The sequence below is a fragment of the Thermogutta hypogea genome (genome assembly GCF_055386265.1).
The window spans coordinates 4,311,867-4,328,984 of record NZ_AP042425.1 but is presented as its reverse complement, the minus strand read 5'-3'; the positions used below and the strand labels follow the sequence as shown (position 1 = coordinate 4,328,984).

Sequence of the window (17,118 nt, the reverse complement as noted above, 5' to 3'; positions counted from 1 at the left end):
TGTTGTGCGTTTGACAAGGAGTGAAGAAATGCCGGGTGGAGATCGAACGGGACCGATGGGCGCCGGGCCGAGGACCGGCCGAGGCGCCGGTTACTGCAGCGGCTCGCCGGCGCCGGGGTTCGTCCGTGCCGGATTCGGCCGAGGACGGCGCGGCGGCGGGCGCGGATGGAGGAACATGTTCTTCGCCACCGGGCTCACCGGCCGGCAGCGCGCGGCAACGGCCGGCAGCGACGCGGCGGCAACGCCGACGAACGTGCCCCCCACCTCCGAAAACAATCCGACGGAACTCGATCAGCTCAGGCAGCAAGCCGCGTCGGTCGCCGCGTCGCTCGAACAGATCCAGCGGCGGATCGACGAGCTTGAGAAGGAAGCCGCCGGTGACGAGTCGCAATGACGGCACACGCGTCGCCGTTGCAAGCGGCAAAGGTGGGACGGGCAAGACGACCGTTGCGACCAATCTTGCATGGGTCGCGGCGCGCCGAGGACGCGCCGTGGCCTACCTCGACTGCGACGTCGAGGAGCCGAACGGCCGCCTCTTCCTCCGCCCGCAGGTGGACGACGACCGGCCGATCGAGAAACCCGTTCCGGTGGTCGATCCGGCGCGGTGTACGCATTGCGGAGCCTGCGCCCGAATATGTCGCTACGGGGCGATTGCCGCCCTGCCGAGCCGGACAGTCGTTTTTGCCGACCTGTGTCATGCCTGCGGCGGCTGTGCGCTGGTTTGCCCGGCTAATGCGATCCGCGAGGAGCCGCGTCCGATCGGCCGGCTCCGCATGGGGCGCAGCGGCGACATCCGATTTGTCGAGGGCGTCCTCGACGTGGGCGAGGCGATGAGTCCGCCCGCCATCCGCGCGGTCAAGGCCGTCATGCCGGAGGTCGGCTTGACCATTCTCGATGCGCCGCCGGGCACCTCCTGCCCGGTAGTCGAGACCCTGCGAGGATCCGACTACGTCCTGCTGGTGACCGAGCCGACGCCGTTCGGCCTGCACGACTTGAAGCTGGCGGTCGAGATGGTTCGGACGCTGAAGATGCCGATGGGCGTGGTGGTCAATCGAGCGGGCACCGGCAATGGGAAGGTACGAGCATACTGCGCGAACCGCCGCATACCGGTGCTGACCGAGATTCCCGACGACCGGGCCGTGGCCGAAGCCTATTCGCGCGGCGAGATGATCGCCCGGACCGTGCCGGGCTACGCCGAGCGTTTCGCCGAGTTGCTCGACCGGCTTGATGAGGCGTTACTGTGGGCGACGAACCGCGGCGGACGCGACGCATGAAAGAACTGGTCATCATTAGCGGCAAGGGGGGGACGGGCAAGACGTCGATCGCGGCGTCGTTTGCGGCGCTCGCCCGGCCCGCGGTGCTGGTCGATTGCGATGTCGACGCAGCCGACTTGCACCTCGTGCTCCTGCCTCGTGTGGTGCGGCGTGAGGACTTTGTCGGCGGCCGTAAGGCACGTATCCAGTCCGGCCGCTGCACCGCCTGCGGAAAATGCCGGGAACATTGTCGCTTCGACGCAATCCGCTGCGACGGACCGGGCAACGGCCGCGTGCCGCGGACGTTTCGCGTCGATCCCCTGGCCTGCGAGGGCTGCGGCGTGTGCGTTGAGTTCTGCGCCGAAGGGGCCGTCGAGTTTCTGCCCGCGATCGGTGCGCAGTGGTTCGTTTCCGAGACCCGCTGCGGGCCGATGGTCCATGCCAGGCTCGCCACGGCGGCGGAGAACTCCGGAAAGCTGGTGACGCAACTAAGGCGGACCGCCGCAATGGTTGCTTTGTCCAAGGGCCTGGAGCTGGTGATCTGCGACGGCTCGCCCGGCATCGGCTGCCCGGTCATCGCTTCGCTTGCCGGGGCGAGTTTGGCTTTGATCGTCGTCGAGCCCACCCTCTCGGGTCTGCACGATTTCGAGCGGATCGCGAAGCTCTCCCAGCGGCTCGGCGTACCCGGAGTGGTCGCGGTGAACAAGGCCGACTTGAATCCGGCGTTGGCCGATCGGCTGGAAGACGCAGCCCGCTCGATAGGCGTCGAACCGCTCGCGCGCGTGCCCTACGACCCGGAAGTGACCCGGGCGCAACTTGTCGGTCGCAGCGTCGTCGAGGCTTCTATGGGCGACGCGGCCGAGGCCATCACCACGCTCTGGCGGCGCGTGACGCACCACCTGAACGAACGCGCGGACCTAGTCAGCCGGGCCGGTGGAATGGGAGACCTTGCCGCGGACGAAGCAGCGGAACGCCAGAATGGGAGGCGTACGCCCGGAGATGCTGGGACGTCTATAACCGCAGTAGAGCCGTCGCACAATTTACGACGCATTCTATAAGCCTCTCCTAGATTTGGGTGGGAACCTTCGGCAGGAATTCGACTCCGCCAATGTCGCTCGCAAGTGCAGTGCGATCTACTGGGAGGTCCAAGGGCGAAAACGGTGGCTCGACCTGCGCTGTGACTTCGTGATGCCAGACAGCATCAAAATAGGTTCGGAAGAACAGGAAAAGGGTCATCGCCAGGCGGTTTGGGAGAAAGAAAACGCTCTGAAGAACTGCTGGGCCCACTACCGCAAGTGCGGCTGCGGGGAACCGCCCCCACCGACGGCTTATTGGGTACTGCTAGGTAGGGATCCCTTTAATCCCTCGGGCCCGTTTGGGATACCCGGACTGTTTTGGTAATAAGACGTTATTGATACAATCATCCGCAGGGGCCGGGTCAGTACTGCTTGTTTCAGGCTGAGCTGACCTGCATTTGCCTGGGCCGTGAGCGCGTCGAGATGGGAGACAGTCTATGAGTAGCTTAACTCCGCAACCCAACCGACCGTGGTTTAATGTCGATCCGCAACGGGTGGACGCCGACTACCTGGCCTTTCTGGCCGAACGGGTGCCAAAGGATTTGGTGGAGCAGTTGCACGGCGATGGGCAGCCTGAAATTGATTTGGACCGGATTCCGCCTGCCAGTTTGGTAGAACCGCTTTCCTCGGGTGTTTTTCCCCGAGATGAAAAGGAACGCCGGGAGCTCGAACAACTCCTTTGGCACATGGTCTTTTACTATCTAATTGACGAGGAGAAGGGCACGGTCGTAGACCCATACAAGCTGGTTTACGCCATGTCGCTGTATCTGCACTGCTACATACTGGGCGGAAAAGACCCCCCGCCGGACGTTTATCTGGATGCTTTGCGACTCTTGGTCACTGCTTGCGCAAAATTAGATTTCCAGACGCGGCTCCACGTCTGCCGATTCCTTGGGTCGCGAATACCCATGCTTCCGCCGGACCCGTGGGATGCTGTGGGCGCAGTGTCGGGGTTGGTGTGGGCCATAGCGGTCGTGCTTGGGAGCCTTGTGGAGGATTTGGCTGTTTTCGCGGAGGCCGCGGCCAGGGAAGAGGCGATTGAGCAAAAGTGGCATCCGGGGCCCGAATTTGCCGATCCTGAGAAAGTGAAAAGGATAGAGGAGTTGCTGAGGGAGCTATACGGCCCAAGTGGAACGGTGCGCCAGGCGGCGGACCGATTGCTTACGGCCCTAGGGGGACCCCGCAACAGCGACACGGGAACCGGGGATACAACTTCGTAAGCAGCGAGTTCCGGTCGCATCACGCGCAGTTATTGCGCAGTATTCTGGATGCCCGGGGAACATGCGCAGCTCGACAGCGGCGACGGGGATATCACCCCATACACATGGGACCACCGCAATCGCCTGGTGAAGGTCGAGCACCGGCCCGGCTACGCGGCGGCGGTGGACCGGGTGATCGAGTACGCCTACGACGACCAGAACCGCTGGGTCCGCAGGCGGCTGGACGCCGACGGCGACGGCCATACCGACCAGCGGCGGATCTTCGCCTACGACGGCAACCAGATCGTGTTGGACTTCTGGCGCAACAACTCCCAGAACCTCCAGATCGGCCACCTCCGAGAGCGCTACCTGTGGGGTCCCGCGGTGGACCAGATTTTGGCCGAGGAGGCCGTTGACGGCGGGACGGCGGATTTGGTAGCCTGGACGTTGACGGATCACCTGAACACGGTGCGGGATATCGCCAGCCTCAGCCAGCTCATGGCGTGAATCATGGCAACTAACACGGCCATACCGGGAATGGCCATACCGGGAATATAGGGGCATAACGGTAAGAGAAGGGAAGGGTGCTTGAAGGGGGGCGAGAGGACCACCACCGTGGTGAACCACGTCGTCTACGACGCTTTCGGCCGCGTCACGCCGATGGGGAGCCGCCGGCGTGAGCCGGCGGTGGTCTCGATTCGCTCTTCCTCTTCACCGCCCGGCCCTGGGACGCCGACACCGGCCTGCAAAACAACCTCCACCGCCGGTACGACCCGCGTGTCGGCCGCCGGCTAAGCGAGGACCCGATTCAGGCGGACGTCAGTTTCTACCGCTACGTTGGCAACAACCCAACCCGGTACATTGATCCATCAGGATTGGATGCGCCGGGTGGCCCCATGTGGTGCGAGGGCTATGCAAAGCGGGTCGCTGAACGGCAGAAGAAGGAACGTGAAGCCCGCGATAGAGGGTTTGAAGCGAACGCCGCCAAACGTCGGCAGCAATTGCGCGGATACTGCTCCTTGCAGAGCGACCCCTGCAAGAAGGCGCAGTGTGAGAAGGATGCTGATGCGATCATCGCCGGTCTCAGGAAGGCGTATCACAACATCTATGACCGCGGAACCCGATTCACCTTTCTTTCAATGGTCGCGTATGCACCCGGTGTGAGGAGCAGGCTGGTCCCAACCTACGGCAGGGGGCGTACTTCGAATATACTACGGTCACCCACATCGGTCCCACTATTCCGGGAACGGATATGAGCGTGCCAGGCACGGACCATGCTTGGGGTGAAATGAAATGCAAGGCCACGGGGCAAGTGTGCACCATCGACTATTGGGCTGGAGGAACAGATTTCTGGCGCTATGGGCCCGACGCCTTTCGCTGGAAACGTACCACCTGCCCGCCGCTTACCACGGCGCGACCGAACACGCCTTCTTACCCCGTCGGCCCTGGTCCTTACATTGGCCCCTTTAATCTGTACTGAAAAAGAAGAGGAGCCCCCATGGAAACATCGCAGTTCTGCTTCTCATACGCATCCACGGATGTTGAACCCTCCCCACTCGCGTGCGCCACGAATGAGGTTAGAACAAACAGCCTGCCGTTGTATCGAAAAGAATTCTTGCTGGCGGTGGTGGCACAGTTCTGTTTTCTTTCCACGTTATGGTTATGCGCGGTCGGCATTACGGGGTGCCAAGTTGGTAGCCTTGGTGGTGATGTGCGGTCAACAGCCAGAGAAGCACAGTGCGACAGCAATCTCCGCACGCTTTACGATGCGCTTCTGAAATACGTGTCACTACATGGCGATGTGCCTCGCGGGAAAGATGGAAAGGCATCGATTGATCCGCTGAATGACCCCAAGGTACAAAAGGAGGTTGGCCTTGGTCCGTCAATGTTGAGATGTCCCGCCGATAACGATTCGTCGGGGCCGTCCTATGTGCTCAATCCCGCCTTGACTGCTAGCGATTTCGGGGATGATTCGACGACCATAATCGCGTGTGATCGCGTTCCAAATCATGTCGGAGCATCCACGCGCAACCCGGTCACGGTCGTGTTGCTGGGCGATGGTAGCAGGGTACGCATGGACCTCCCGCTGAAAGACCAGGAGGAGTGGCGTCGATTATTCCTGTCTGGCGACAAGCGCGCGTGCCGCGTGTTGCTGAAGGAAGGCAACAAGACGAGCAGCGGTGTCATGTGGTATGTAGGGAAAGAGAAAGGGTATATGCGGAACGAGTGATCGCAAGGTCGTTTCCGTCCCGGCGGCACCGCTAGCTTTCCATTGGTATTGACGCGACGGCACGCATTCTTGCTTCGCCGATTCTCATCAGCAGTATCCCCCTCGGCCGAAATCGCCAAACGGCGTCCGCCAAGCGATGGAGACAAGTAACTCAAGCACACCCTGGTTGAGAACCAAAAAAGCGATGGAATAGATCTTTACCAAAGAAGAAGTTAATGGCGGCACGGCGGACCTGGTTCAATGGACGCTGACGGATCACCTGAACACCGTGCGGGACATTGCCAAGTACGACCCGCAGACGGTGACCACGACCGTGGTCAACCATTTAGCCTATGACGCCTTCGGCAAGGTGACTTCGGAGAGCAATCCGGCCGTCGGCCGCCGGCTGAGTGAGGACCCGATCGGCTTTGCCAGCGGCGATGCTATGGCGGGCGCGATGTTTGACGGCCTGCATCGGAGACGGACGCCGGTCCACGGGCGGCTGACGCCCACGGCTCGGCGGAATCCAAGGTATTAGTTGTCGCTCGGAGCACTTCGATTTCGTGTTCGGCCGGCTCTGCGGGACGGAGCCCGTTTTGTCATTAACGAACGGGTTCGTGGGCGGCGAGTCTCGTCATCTCAACCGTCGCATTCCGAGGACCGGTCGGCCCACGGTGCGTTTTCCACCTCGCCGCGAACCCCGGTATCCGGCGCTTCGAACGTCCCGAGCGCGAAGGCGGGCGCTTTTGGTCGCGCAAGCCATTACCACGGAATGATCTGCCACCGGCCAAGCGGTCTCGCCTTGTCTCTTGCGGGACGCCCGTTGTGCTCCCTGAACACGGGCGATCCGGCCGGGGCCGGCTGTTCGCCACGCAAGTCTCGGCGTTTTCCGAGGCACCTTCTTCCCGCCCCTTCGCTCCTCTGCGGGCGTACCCTCGGCCTGTCACGTCTGTGACGCCGCCGAGGCAGATCTCGCGTGCCGTTTCATCCGCGCCCCGGTGTAAGGCAATCTTCGGGCGGAAACCGTTTCGGCCGCACTATTGTTTCAATCCGGACCCTCGTGTAGAGGGCGACAAGGGGGCAACAGGTTTGGCCATACGTTGTTTCTGTTTCAATCCGGGCGCTCGTGTAGAGGCATCCCCCTTTTTAACAATGCTATCACATTACACACATTGTTTCACTCCGCGCCCTCGCGTAGAGGGCGACGCGGCAGGCCAACTTCCGCGAAGCCAACGATGGAGTTTCATTCCGCGCCCTCGCGTAGAGGGCGACAGACTGGGAGTCATTGGAGCGCGAGCTATGGGAGGTTTCAATCCGCGCCCTCGCGTAGAGGGCGACCGATTGCCGATTGCCGATTGCCGAGCCGATTGCCGTTTCAATCCGCGCCCTCGCGTAGAGGGCGACTTGAGTTGGTTATCTCCCGCATGGCGGCGATTTGGTTTCAATCCGCGCCCTCGCGTAGAGGGCGACCGGACATGAACGATATTTTCTCCGTGGACAAACTGGTTTCAATCCGCGCCCTCGCGTAGAGGGCGACTGAGACGATATGAGCCTGTTCGAGAGCCTGCGCGGTTTCAATCCGCGCCCTCGCGTAGAGGGCGATCGGTTTGGGGCGTTTCAATCCGCGCCCTCGCGTAGAGGGCGACACCGAGGGCATCGAGTCCTTCTTGGGTGGGGAAGGTTTCAATCCGCGCCCTCGCGTAGAGGGCGACTGGACGACTCGGCCCGGGCCGATTCCCGGGCCGAGGTTTCAATCCGCGCCCTCGCGTAGAGGGCGACATTGCAACTGGATGTGGTCCGGGTATGTTTGGGGTTTCAATCCGCGCCCTCGCGTAGAGGGCGACCGCCGTGCGACAGGAAAGAATATCGCCTATTTGCGTTTCAATCCGCGCCCTCGCGTAGAGGGCGACTTCGCCGTTGAGCGTGACAATATCCGATCCAACCTTGTTTCAATCCGCGCCCTCGCGTAGAGGGCGACCTCGAAGACGCCGACTTCGTTTCGGCAGTCGGAGTTTCAATCCGCGCCCTCGCGTAGAGGGCGACAGATCATGTTGCGCGCGGACTCGACGTGACCGGGAGTTTCAATCCGCGCCCTCGCGTAGAGGGCGACGCGCTCCGCTGGGAGTGGATCGAGCCGGATGGATGGTTTCAATCCGCGCCCTCGCGTAGAGGGCGACACCGCAAGGTGAAGCTGGGGATTTTCGCCCCGCAAGGTTTCACTCCGCGCCCTCGCGTAGAGGGCGACGACGACACAACGCCCCTATACGACCAATATAGGGTTTCAATCCGCGCCCTCGCGTAGAGGGCGACTGGGTTTTTCGTCTGAGTTGTTGGATGCGATTGGTGTTTCAATCCGCGCCCTCGCGTAGAGGGCGACACCAAACGAGCCGTTGACTGGTATTGCAGAGTAGTTTCAATCCGCGCCCTCGCGTAGAGGGCGACGGTGCAACCAATCGCGGCCAATGCGACGATCTGATGTTTCACTCCGCGCCCTCGCGTAGAGGGCGACCTCCCAGCGGGCCGTGATCGGCAAGGAGAAGTGAGTTTCAATCCGCGCCCTCGCGTAGAGGGCGACCTCCGCGAGGGCGACACCCTAGAGCTATTCAAGGGTTTCAATCCGCGCCCTCGCGTAGAGGGCGACTCGCCCGCGGGTAAAAAGCCCTCTAGTGATGGCGGTTTCAATCCGCGCCCTCGCGTAGAGGGCGACTGCAGCTTTTCGGGCATCCGGGCTAGGGCGCATTCGTTTCAATCCGCGCCCTCGCGTAGAGGGCGACCCAATTCGCAAATGATGTCCTTCATGAGTGCTTGCGTTTCAATCCGCGCCCTCGCGTAGAGGGCGACATACCTGAACGGGCTGGCGGAGGCGGGGAAACTCGCGTTTCAATCCGCGCCCTCGCGTAGAGGGCGACCGGCCTGCTTAAAGCTGGCGGGTCAGCAGATGCAGGGTGTTTCAATCCGCGCCCTCGCGTAGAGGGCGACTTCCGGGCCATCTGCTTTAGGACTTCAGACTTGCCGGGTGTTTCAATCCGCGCCCTCGCGTAGAGGGCGACCTTCTGTCTTCGAGAGTGCGTAAGCCCACTCCAGTTTCAATCCGCGCCCTCGCGTAGAGGGCGACGGTCTGTCTGGGCTAAGGGTAGGTCCCGGAAGGCGTTTCAATCCGCGCCCTCGCGTAGAGGGCGACACTTATTTTCGTATGCTTCCAATATCATGTTTGAGTTTCAATCCGCGCCCTCGCGTAGAGGGCGACGAGGCGTGGCGGGGCATGGCATGGCACGGCTTGGCGTTTCAATCCGCGCCCTCGCGTAGAGGGCGACAGGGCGCTGTTAGCTATTGCCCGGCCCGCCGCGCCGTTTCAATCCGCGCCCTCGCGTAGAGGGCGACATCCTCCGCCGCATTCTGGAGGTCTTGATTGCGAGTTTCAATCCGCGCCCTCGCGTAGAGGGCGACTAGCGCTGGATCGTCCGTGGCGTCCGCTTGAGCAGCCGTTTCAATCCGCGCCCTCGCGTAGAGGGCGACTTGCTTTCAGGGAATGGTGGCAAGTCTATCCGCGCGTTTCAATCCGCGCCCTCGCGTAGAGGGCGACGTGCGGTGGAAGGCGGCTTGTAAACTCGACCTTAGTTTCAATCCGCGCCCTCGCGTAGAGGGCGACCCCCGAGCGGCGCAAAAAAAAACCCCCCCGCGCCGGTTTCAATCCGCGCCCTCGCGTAGAGGGCGACATTATAGCGCTTGGCCGGTTTTGGGCAAGGGATGAGTTTCAATCCGCGCCCTCGCGTAGAGGGCGACGTCCGCGATTTCCCTTTCTCCGTCGTGCAGTTGGCGTTTCAATCCGCGCCCTCGCGTAGAGGGCGACGTGTCATGACAGCTTCTTTACTCTCTTCTAACTTGTTTCAATCCGCGCCCTCGCGTAGAGGGCGACTTCCGGGCCATCTGCTTTAGGACTTCAGACTTGCCGGGTGTTTCAATCCGCGCCCTCGCGTAGAGGGCGACCTTCTGTCTTCGAGAGTGCGTAAGCCCACTCCAGTTTCAATCCGCGCCCTCGCGTAGAGGGCGACCTGACTCGCGAGCGTTCCGCTTGCTCGCCGAAGTTTCAATCCGCGCCCTCGCGTAGAGGGCGACTCGGCCTGGAGCACCGTGAAATCCGCGGCAGTCGAGTTTCAATCCGCGCCCTCGCGTAGAGGGCGACTGGAATGCGATCACCGAAACGCCGGAGCAAGCGAGTTTCAATCCGCGCCCTCGCGTAGAGGGCGACTTCGCCATGGCAAAACCCTTTCTCTAAATTGTGAGTTTCAATCCGCGCCCTCGCGTAGAGGGCGACGCGTCAACCCCGAAGCGCTCCATGATGCTCTCTTGTTTCAATCCGCGCCCTCGCGTAGAGGGCGACTGCTTGAATCATGGCACGCACGCCCGCATTGCCGGTTTCAATCCGCGCCCTCGCGTAGAGGGCGACTCCTGCAAGGCGGCTTCGGCTTGCTCGCGCGTCATCGTTTCAATCCGCGCCCTCGCGTAGAGGGCGACTGTACGGCCGCTCCGTCGTGTTGATCAGCACTCGAGTTTCAATCCGCGCCCTCGCGTAGAGGGCGACGCAACTCAGGTGCGTGCAACTATTTGCGCCGCTTGTTTCAATCCGCGCCCTCGCGTAGAGGGCGACAGATCGGGCCGGCAATGCCGGATGTTTTCGCTTGTTTCAATCCGCGCCCTCGCGTAGAGGGCGACCGTCTTCGTCGAGCACCAAACCGTCATTCGTGATCGCGTTTCAATCCGCGCCCTCGCGTAGAGGGCGACGGTCAAGCGGGTCTCGTCTCCGGCCGGCGATGATCGTTTCAATCCGCGCCCTCGCGTAGAGGGCGACGTGAGAGCATTTAAATCGTCGGCGGAGTAGATTCGTTTCAATCCGCGCCCTCGCGTAGAGGGCGACTCCTGCTGACGGCGATTCCGCTGATTGCCGCGAAGGTTTCAATCCGCGCCCTCGCGTAGAGGGCGACCGCCGGCAACATCACGGAGGAGTGGGCGTTCGATGTGTTTCAATCCGCGCCCTCGCGTAGAGGGCGACACGCGAAAGGCGATCTCCGCACCGGGATCGAATTGTTTCAATCCGCGCCCTCGCGTAGAGGGCGACCAATTCCGCGTCCGACGGCTCATCGAAGAGAGTGTTTCAATCCGCGCCCTCGCGTAGAGGGCGACACGGCCGATCAAGGCATCGCGCTCATTACGGCGGAGTTTCAATCCGCGCCCTCGCGTAGAGGGCGACCGCTGACTCACATCGCCAATGGCCGCTGGGCCTGTTTCAATCCGCGCCCTCGCGTAGAGGGCGACTGGGAAGCTCAGGGCCGCGTGCGCATTCTCACGGCCGAGGTTTCAATCCGCGCCCTCGCGTAGAGGGCGACTGGTCGGCAAGCTGGATGGCACGATTCCGGAAGAGTTTCAATCCGCGCCCTCGCGTAGAGGGCGACTGAAATGGCGATGGCGACGGCTGATCCCGGAGTCGGTTTCAATCCGCGCCCTCGCGTAGAGGGCGACATTATTTGCTGTGTAATCGTTCGTCACGTACGCGGTTTCAATCCGCGCCCTCGCGTAGAGGGCGACGACAACTATCGTCTCTATGTGCGGCGCAAGAAGAGGGTTTCAATCCGCGCCCTCGCGTAGAGGGCGACGGCCCACATGTTGTCGCCGGACAGCGACACGATGGTTTCAATCCGCGCCCTCGCGTAGAGGGCGACACCGCGGCTAAACGCCGCTCCAATTCACCGCGAGGGTTTCAATCCGCGCCCTCGCGTAGAGGGCGACTCCCGGCCCGAACGCGGGCGCAATTCGAGGCCAATGTTTCAATCCGCGCCCTCGCGTAGAGGGCGACGGAGGGCGGGTTCCGCTTCACGGAAGAATTGACGAGTTTCAATCCGCGCCCTCGCGTAGAGGGCGACCGTCAGGACGCCGACTGCCCTGCAAATGGCCGAGTTTCAATCCGCGCCCTCGCGTAGAGGGCGACAGGCAGGGCCAGGCGCGGCCCGGCACGGCAGGCGTTTCAATCCGCGCCCTCGCGTAGAGGGCGACATCCCTTTCGGGGCACGGCAATGTGGGTGGGCAATGTTTCAATCCGCGCCCTCGCGTAGAGGGCGACAAATCTATCGGCGTTGCCCCAGGCCAGTAGCGTAGGTTTCAATCCGCGCCCTCGCGTAGAGGGCGACACCGAGTAGGGCAGGGTACTCAGGGTAGCCGTTCGCGTTTCAATCCGCGCCCTCGCGTAGAGGGCGACGGGTAGGCCTGTAGAATCTTCTCCCACACGCTGTCGTTTCAATCCGCGCCCTCGCGTAGAGGGCGACAAAGTTGATCATAACAATTTTGTTTAGGTATAAATAGTTTCAATCCGCGCCCTCGCGTAGAGGGCGACCACCCACCACGGTTTCCACGGGGTTGCCCGATTGTGTTTCAATCCGCGCCCTCGCGTAGAGGGCGACACGTCAGTGTCGTACTCACGGCGAAGGTAATCCTCGTTTCAATCCGCGCCCTCGCGTAGAGGGCGACCGAAGCATTCCCAGAGCCACTTGGCGAAGTCGACGTTTCAATCCGCGCCCTCGCGTAGAGGGCGACTCAGGCTGCACCACGTCGCCTTGCGGTTCTGCCGTTTCAATCCGCGCCCTCGCGTAGAGGGCGACGCAAGGTTGGCGAGTAGTTGCAATGTTGGGAAGCCTGTTTCAATCCGCGCCCTCGCGTAGAGGGCGACGCAACAGTTGTGCCCCGTTGATCTTTCACAACTTGTTTCAATCCGCGCCCTCGCGTAGAGGGCGACCCTTCCGCTATGTACTCCGGCATGTACTTTTCTAGAGTTTCAATCCGCGCCCTCGCGTAGAGGGCGACGATTTCTTGGCCGAGAGAATGCCGCGTATCGTACGTTTCAATCCGCGCCCTCGCGTAGAGGGCGACCCGTGCGAGGCCCGGCACAGCCCGCCAAAAGGGGTGTTTCAATCCGCGCCCTCGCGTAGAGGGCGACATTCCCGACTTGTTTGCGGTGACGAAACCGCAACAGTTTCAATCCGCGCCCTCGCGTAGAGGGCGACCACGGCGTGTACGAGGCCCCGACTCCTCCGCCGGAGTTTCAATCCGCGCCCTCGCGTAGAGGGCGACCGCCGAACGGTTCGACATAGCAGTGATGCTGGGGAGTTTCAATCCGCGCCCTCGCGTAGAGGGCGACTGGGACGAGGCGAAAGGAAAGTTTGAGAAGCTGGTTTCAATCCGCGCCCTCGCGTAGAGGGCGACTCCCCTCTGCGGTATAAACGCAGGGGCCGTCCATGTTTCAATCCGCGCCCTCGCGTAGAGGGCGACATTGTGTTGCCTCTTTCGCCTCTCGCACTTTTGCGTTTCAATCCGCGCCCTCGCGTAGAGGGCGACATAATCACCGCAGCACGGTTCACCTCCACGGGAAGTTTCAATCCGCGCCCTCGCGTAGAGGGCGACGGGGGACCCCCTGGTTTACCCGGACAAACTCGGCGGTTTCAATCCGCGCCCTCGCGTAGAGGGCGACGCCATCCTTCCTCCAATCGCCGCCGCTTCAGCTCCCTGTTTCAATCCGCGCCCTCGCGTAGAGGGCGACCTCTAATCATGCTTTCTGTCATTCCTCTATTTAAGTTTCAATCCGCGCCCTCGCGTAGAGGGCGACGGGACGACCATCACTGTTGGGCAACAATCCGTTTGTTTCAATCCGCGCCCTCGCGTAGAGGGCGACTGAGTTGGAGCCCGAACCAGAAGTCGTCTTCATCGTTTCAATCCGCGCCCTCGCGTAGAGGGCGACAGAATCGCCAAGCGATGCTGCTCCCTTGCCGATTCGTTTCAATCCGCGCCCTCGCGTAGAGGGCGACGTAATTCGGTGCTGTGCCGGTAGCAGTCACCGTGTTTCAATCCGCGCCCTCGCGTAGAGGGCGACGTGCCACTAGTGGGAACGGCCAGGCCCAATTGAGTTTCAATCCGCGCCCTCGCGTAGAGGGCGACCGCCGATCCCGCGAGTTGGCGCGGCCGATCGATCAGTTTCAATCCGCGCCCTCGCGTAGAGGGCGACCCGCCGCTTGGTATTCTGTCTCTACCAACATTAGTTTCAATCCGCGCCCTCGCGTAGAGGGCGACCTTTGCTATTTCTTTTATTGTAGCTAACTTTGGAGTTTCAATCCGCGCCCTCGCGTAGAGGGCGACATAAAATATGTAAAAGGGTCATGGCTTATCTGGTTTCAATCCGCGCCCTCGCGTAGAGGGCGACCGCTGGGAGGGGGTCGCCTCAGGCGACGACGGCGTTTCAATCCGCGCCCTCGCGTAGAGGGCGACGATAGAGGTAATCCGCGCGGTGAACGGTATCGATGGTTTCAATCCGCGCCCTCGCGTAGAGGGCGACAAAGCGATGGAGATAGCGGAGGCCGGGCAGGCAAAGGTTTCAATCCGCGCCCTCGCGTAGAGGGCGACACCGCGGCCCTGCTTGCCGCCAAACCCGAGCGTCTGATGTTTCAATCCGCGCCCTCGCGTAGAGGGCGACTCGATTATCACAATTGTGGCGTTTTTCCCCAAAAGTTTCAATCCGCGCCCTCGCGTAGAGGGCGACCGATCTGCCGGGCGCTTCCCGGCGGACCATTTCCAGGTTTCAATCCGCGCCCTCGCGTAGAGGGCGACGGGACCAGTCCGACTGTCTCCCACGCGACGACTGGTTTCAATCCGCGCCCTCGCGTAGAGGGCGACAAGGTGCCTCGCGTAGTTTTCTGGCTCCATGATTCGTTTCAATCCGCGCCCTCGCGTAGAGGGCGACGGCCGTGCCCGAGAAGCTGGAATTGGAGCTGACGGAGTTTCAATCCGCGCCCTCGCGTAGAGGGCGACGACGCACAACGAATCACCGCCGAGCTGCTCGAAGTTTCAATCCGCGCCCTCGCGTAGAGGGCGACTTGTATCGGATGGGGGAACCGGCGGTGCCGACCCAGTTTCAATCCGCGCCCTCGCGTAGAGGGCGACGGCTGGCCCTAGTCCCGGTTCGACTCCGGGAGCGCAGTTTCAATCCGCGCCCTCGCGTAGAGGGCGACTGAAAGGTGTTGTTGCACGATCCGAGGCCGTGAGTTTCAATCCGCGCCCTCGCGTAGAGGGCGACCAATCGCTCGCCATCATCATCGTCTATTATATCAGTTTCAATCCGCGCCCTCGCGTAGAGGGCGACTTCGATACGGCCGACGTTCTCTTTGGTATTTTTTGTTTCAATCCGCGCCCTCGCGTAGAGGGCGACAAGGGCGCCGCTCACTGGTCCACGGGCTCAAGCCCGGTTTCAATCCGCGCCCTCGCGTAGAGGGCGACGATCGAGCGGTGGGACTCCCCGGGTACCCTTTTTGTTTCAATCCGCGCCCTCGCGTAGAGGGCGACCAATCTTGTGCCTCATGCTCGCAGCAGTCCATCGTTTCAATCCGCGCCCTCGCGTAGAGGGCGACCGTCACGCTGACTCTCCAATACCCACCGCCCACCTGTTTCAATCCGCGCCCTCGCGTAGAGGGCGACGGCAATGGCCGGCAAGTGCTGAAGAACCACGTCTTCGTTTCAATCCGCGCCCTCGCGTAGAGGGCGACGACGAACTGGTAACGGTGAGCGAGGAGATCGGAGGTTTCAATCCGCGCCCTCGCGTAGAGGGCGACCTCCTCGCGAGATGTTAATCTTGCGCGAAGAGTTGTTTCAATCCGCGCCCTCGCGTAGAGGGCGACACCAATATCTCGATGCTACAATTTCCAGTAGGATGGTTTCAATCCGCGCCCTCGCGTAGAGGGCGACCGGCCCTGGCCACCGGCCGCGAGAGCCGTAGCGGTTTCAATCCGCGCCCTCGCGTAGAGGGCGACAGGCCGGAAGCCGGAACCGGCCGTGCCCGATCGCGGTTTCAATCCGCGCCCTCGCGTAGAGGGCGACCGGCACCCGGCCGGGACAGCGAGCCGGAACGACCAGGTTTCAATCCGCGCCCTCGCGTAGAGGGCGACGAGCTGGTCAACGCCCCGGCGGCCCCGGCCGAGGTTTCAATCCGCGCCCTCGCGTAGAGGGCGACAGGAGCGAAGATCGTGTGGCTGCTGGTGGAGGTGCGTTTCAATCCGCGCCCTCGCGTAGAGGGCGACGACGTGGTCAGCGGGTTCCTTTCGGCGATTGATGGTTTCAATCCGCGCCCTCGCGTAGAGGGCGACGACGTGGTCAGCGGGTTCCTTTCGGCGATTGATGGTTTCAATCCGCGCCCTCGCGTAGAGGGCGACGATTAGCCGACGAAATGATTTTGCGGCGTCTCCAGGTTTCAATCCGCGCCCTCGCGTAGAGGGCGACCGCGGTCGTGCCGGCAAGGTGGCGGTCAGCGGAGTTTCAATCCGCGCCCTCGCGTAGAGGGCGACGTGTACGGACATGCCCGCAAGTCGCCTTTTTTTGTTTCAATCCGCGCCCTCGCGTAGAGGGCGACACGGCACGCCCACCGGCATGAAGCAGACGCTCAATCGGTTTCAATCCGCGCCCTCGCGTAGAGGGCGACGGTCTGCTGGTTTTCCGACGGGCCGCGCCGCAAAGCGTTTCAATCCGCGCCCTCGCGTAGAGGGCGACGCGTCTCGCGCTTGTATATACGACATGGAATATGTTTCAATCCGCGCCCTCGCGTAGAGGGCGACATAGTGCCGCCTAAAGTTTTCGTCATAGCGCTCCCAGTTTCAATCCGCGCCCTCGCGTAGAGGGCGACTCGGACGGCGGACCGGCTCCCACAAATCGAAGGAGTTTCAATCCGCGCCCTCGCGTAGAGGGCGACTCTTGGCGGGATTTGCGGCCGGAGGCGGAGACGAAGTTTCAATCCGCGCCCTCGCGTAGAGGGCGACGTCGGGGCGATCCGTCTGGTCGGCCAGGACCGGGGTTTCAATCCGCGCCCTCGCGTAGAGGGCGACTTTTCGTCGATGAGCCACAAGTTTCTGCTTGGGCGGTTTCAATCCGCGCCCTCGCGTAGAGGGCGACTGGGCGACCCGCGCAGTCGCCGACCTAGTCGCAAGTTTCAATCCGCGCCCTCGCGTAGAGGGCGACCAGAGCTATAGCATCGCACGACCTGGCTTTGCGAGTTTCAATCCGCGCCCTCGCGTAGAGGGCGACGCCGCCATGACATCCTCGTGGGCGGGGATGACAAGGTTTCAATCCGCGCCCTCGCGTAGAGGGCGACATCAATGGCCGGGGCTATGCTATTGCGCGGCTCTCTGTTTCAATCCGCGCCCTCGCGTAGAGGGCGACGGGACCTAAACCGGAATTACCGACAACCCCCAAGTTTCAATCCGCGCCCTCGCGTAGAGGGCGACACGCAGGCACCTACTATTACAAAGCCGTCCCCTTCGTTTCAATCCGCGCCCTCGCGTAGAGGGCGACCAATGTCG

The 17,118-nt window shown here is 62.2% G+C and carries 7 protein-coding genes, 1 pseudogene and 1 CRISPR repeat array (1 of these 9 cut by a window edge); all 8 genes and pseudogenes read left to right on the top strand.

What is annotated here, in order from left to right; translation table 11 throughout:
* Positions 1-28: 28 nt before the first annotated feature.
* The 8 genes and pseudogenes from ACZ5B4_RS15565 (at position 29) to ACZ5B4_RS15530 (ending at position 6,275) form a co-directional block, all read left to right on the top strand.
* Positions 29-394: a DUF5320 domain-containing protein gene (locus ACZ5B4_RS15565; protein WP_464912152.1), complete on the top strand. Its 366-nt coding sequence runs from the start codon at positions 29-31 to the stop codon at positions 392-394.
* Positions 378-1,274, top strand: coding sequence for an ATP-binding protein (locus ACZ5B4_RS15560; RefSeq protein ID WP_464912151.1), 897 nt, complete (start codon positions 378-380; stop codon positions 1,272-1,274). Before ACZ5B4_RS15565 ends, ACZ5B4_RS15560 begins: the two co-directional genes overlap by 17 nt.
* Positions 1,271-2,311, top strand: coding sequence for an ATP-binding protein (locus ACZ5B4_RS15555; RefSeq protein ID WP_464912150.1), 1,041 nt, complete (start codon positions 1,271-1,273; stop codon positions 2,309-2,311). Before ACZ5B4_RS15560 ends, ACZ5B4_RS15555 begins: the two co-directional genes overlap by 4 nt.
* Before the next feature lie 455 nt (positions 2,312-2,766).
* Positions 2,767-3,549: a hypothetical protein gene (locus ACZ5B4_RS15550; RefSeq protein ID WP_464912149.1), complete on the top strand. Its 783-nt coding sequence runs from the start codon at positions 2,767-2,769 to the stop codon at positions 3,547-3,549.
* 48 nt (positions 3,550-3,597) lie between these two features.
* Positions 3,598-4,035: a hypothetical protein gene (locus ACZ5B4_RS15545; protein WP_464912148.1), complete on the top strand. Its 438-nt coding sequence runs from the start codon at positions 3,598-3,600 to the stop codon at positions 4,033-4,035.
* A 206-nt stretch (positions 4,036-4,241) separates the two neighbouring features.
* Positions 4,242-4,784, top strand: a pseudogene (locus tag ACZ5B4_RS15540) (RHS repeat-associated core domain-containing protein); the annotation flags it as partial.
* 242 nt (positions 4,785-5,026) lie between these two features.
* The gene (locus ACZ5B4_RS15535; RefSeq protein WP_464912147.1) at positions 5,027-5,758 is read left to right on the top strand and encodes a hypothetical protein; all 732 of its coding nucleotides are present in this window, start codon (positions 5,027-5,029) and stop codon (positions 5,756-5,758) included.
* Positions 5,759-6,026: 268 nt separating this feature from the next.
* Positions 6,027-6,275, top strand: a complete 249-nt coding sequence (locus ACZ5B4_RS15530) for a hypothetical protein (protein ID WP_464912146.1) — start codon at positions 6,027-6,029, stop codon at positions 6,273-6,275.
* Between the two features lie 636 nt (positions 6,276-6,911).
* Positions 6,912-17,118: direct repeats of the CRISPR family, unit length 32 nt; unit sequence GTTTCAATCCGCGCCCTCGCGTAGAGGGCGAC (it continues 2,856 nt past the right edge of the window).

What these genes read in the sequence shown, in the direction of transcription:
- ACZ5B4_RS15545 (WP_464912148.1), top strand. Translation starts at nt 3,598, where the DNA reads ATGCCCGGGGAACATGCGCAGCTCGACAGCGGCGACGGGGATATCACC.
- ACZ5B4_RS15550 (WP_464912149.1), top strand. Translation starts at nt 2,767, where the DNA reads ATGAGTAGCTTAACTCCGCAACCCAACCGACCGTGGTTTAATGTCGAT.
- ACZ5B4_RS15555 (WP_464912150.1), top strand. Translation starts at nt 1,271, where the DNA reads ATGAAAGAACTGGTCATCATTAGCGGCAAGGGGGGGACGGGCAAGACG.
- ACZ5B4_RS15565 (WP_464912152.1), top strand. Translation starts at nt 29, where the DNA reads ATGCCGGGTGGAGATCGAACGGGACCGATGGGCGCCGGGCCGAGGACC.
- ACZ5B4_RS15535 (WP_464912147.1), top strand. Translation starts at nt 5,027, where the DNA reads ATGGAAACATCGCAGTTCTGCTTCTCATACGCATCCACGGATGTTGAA.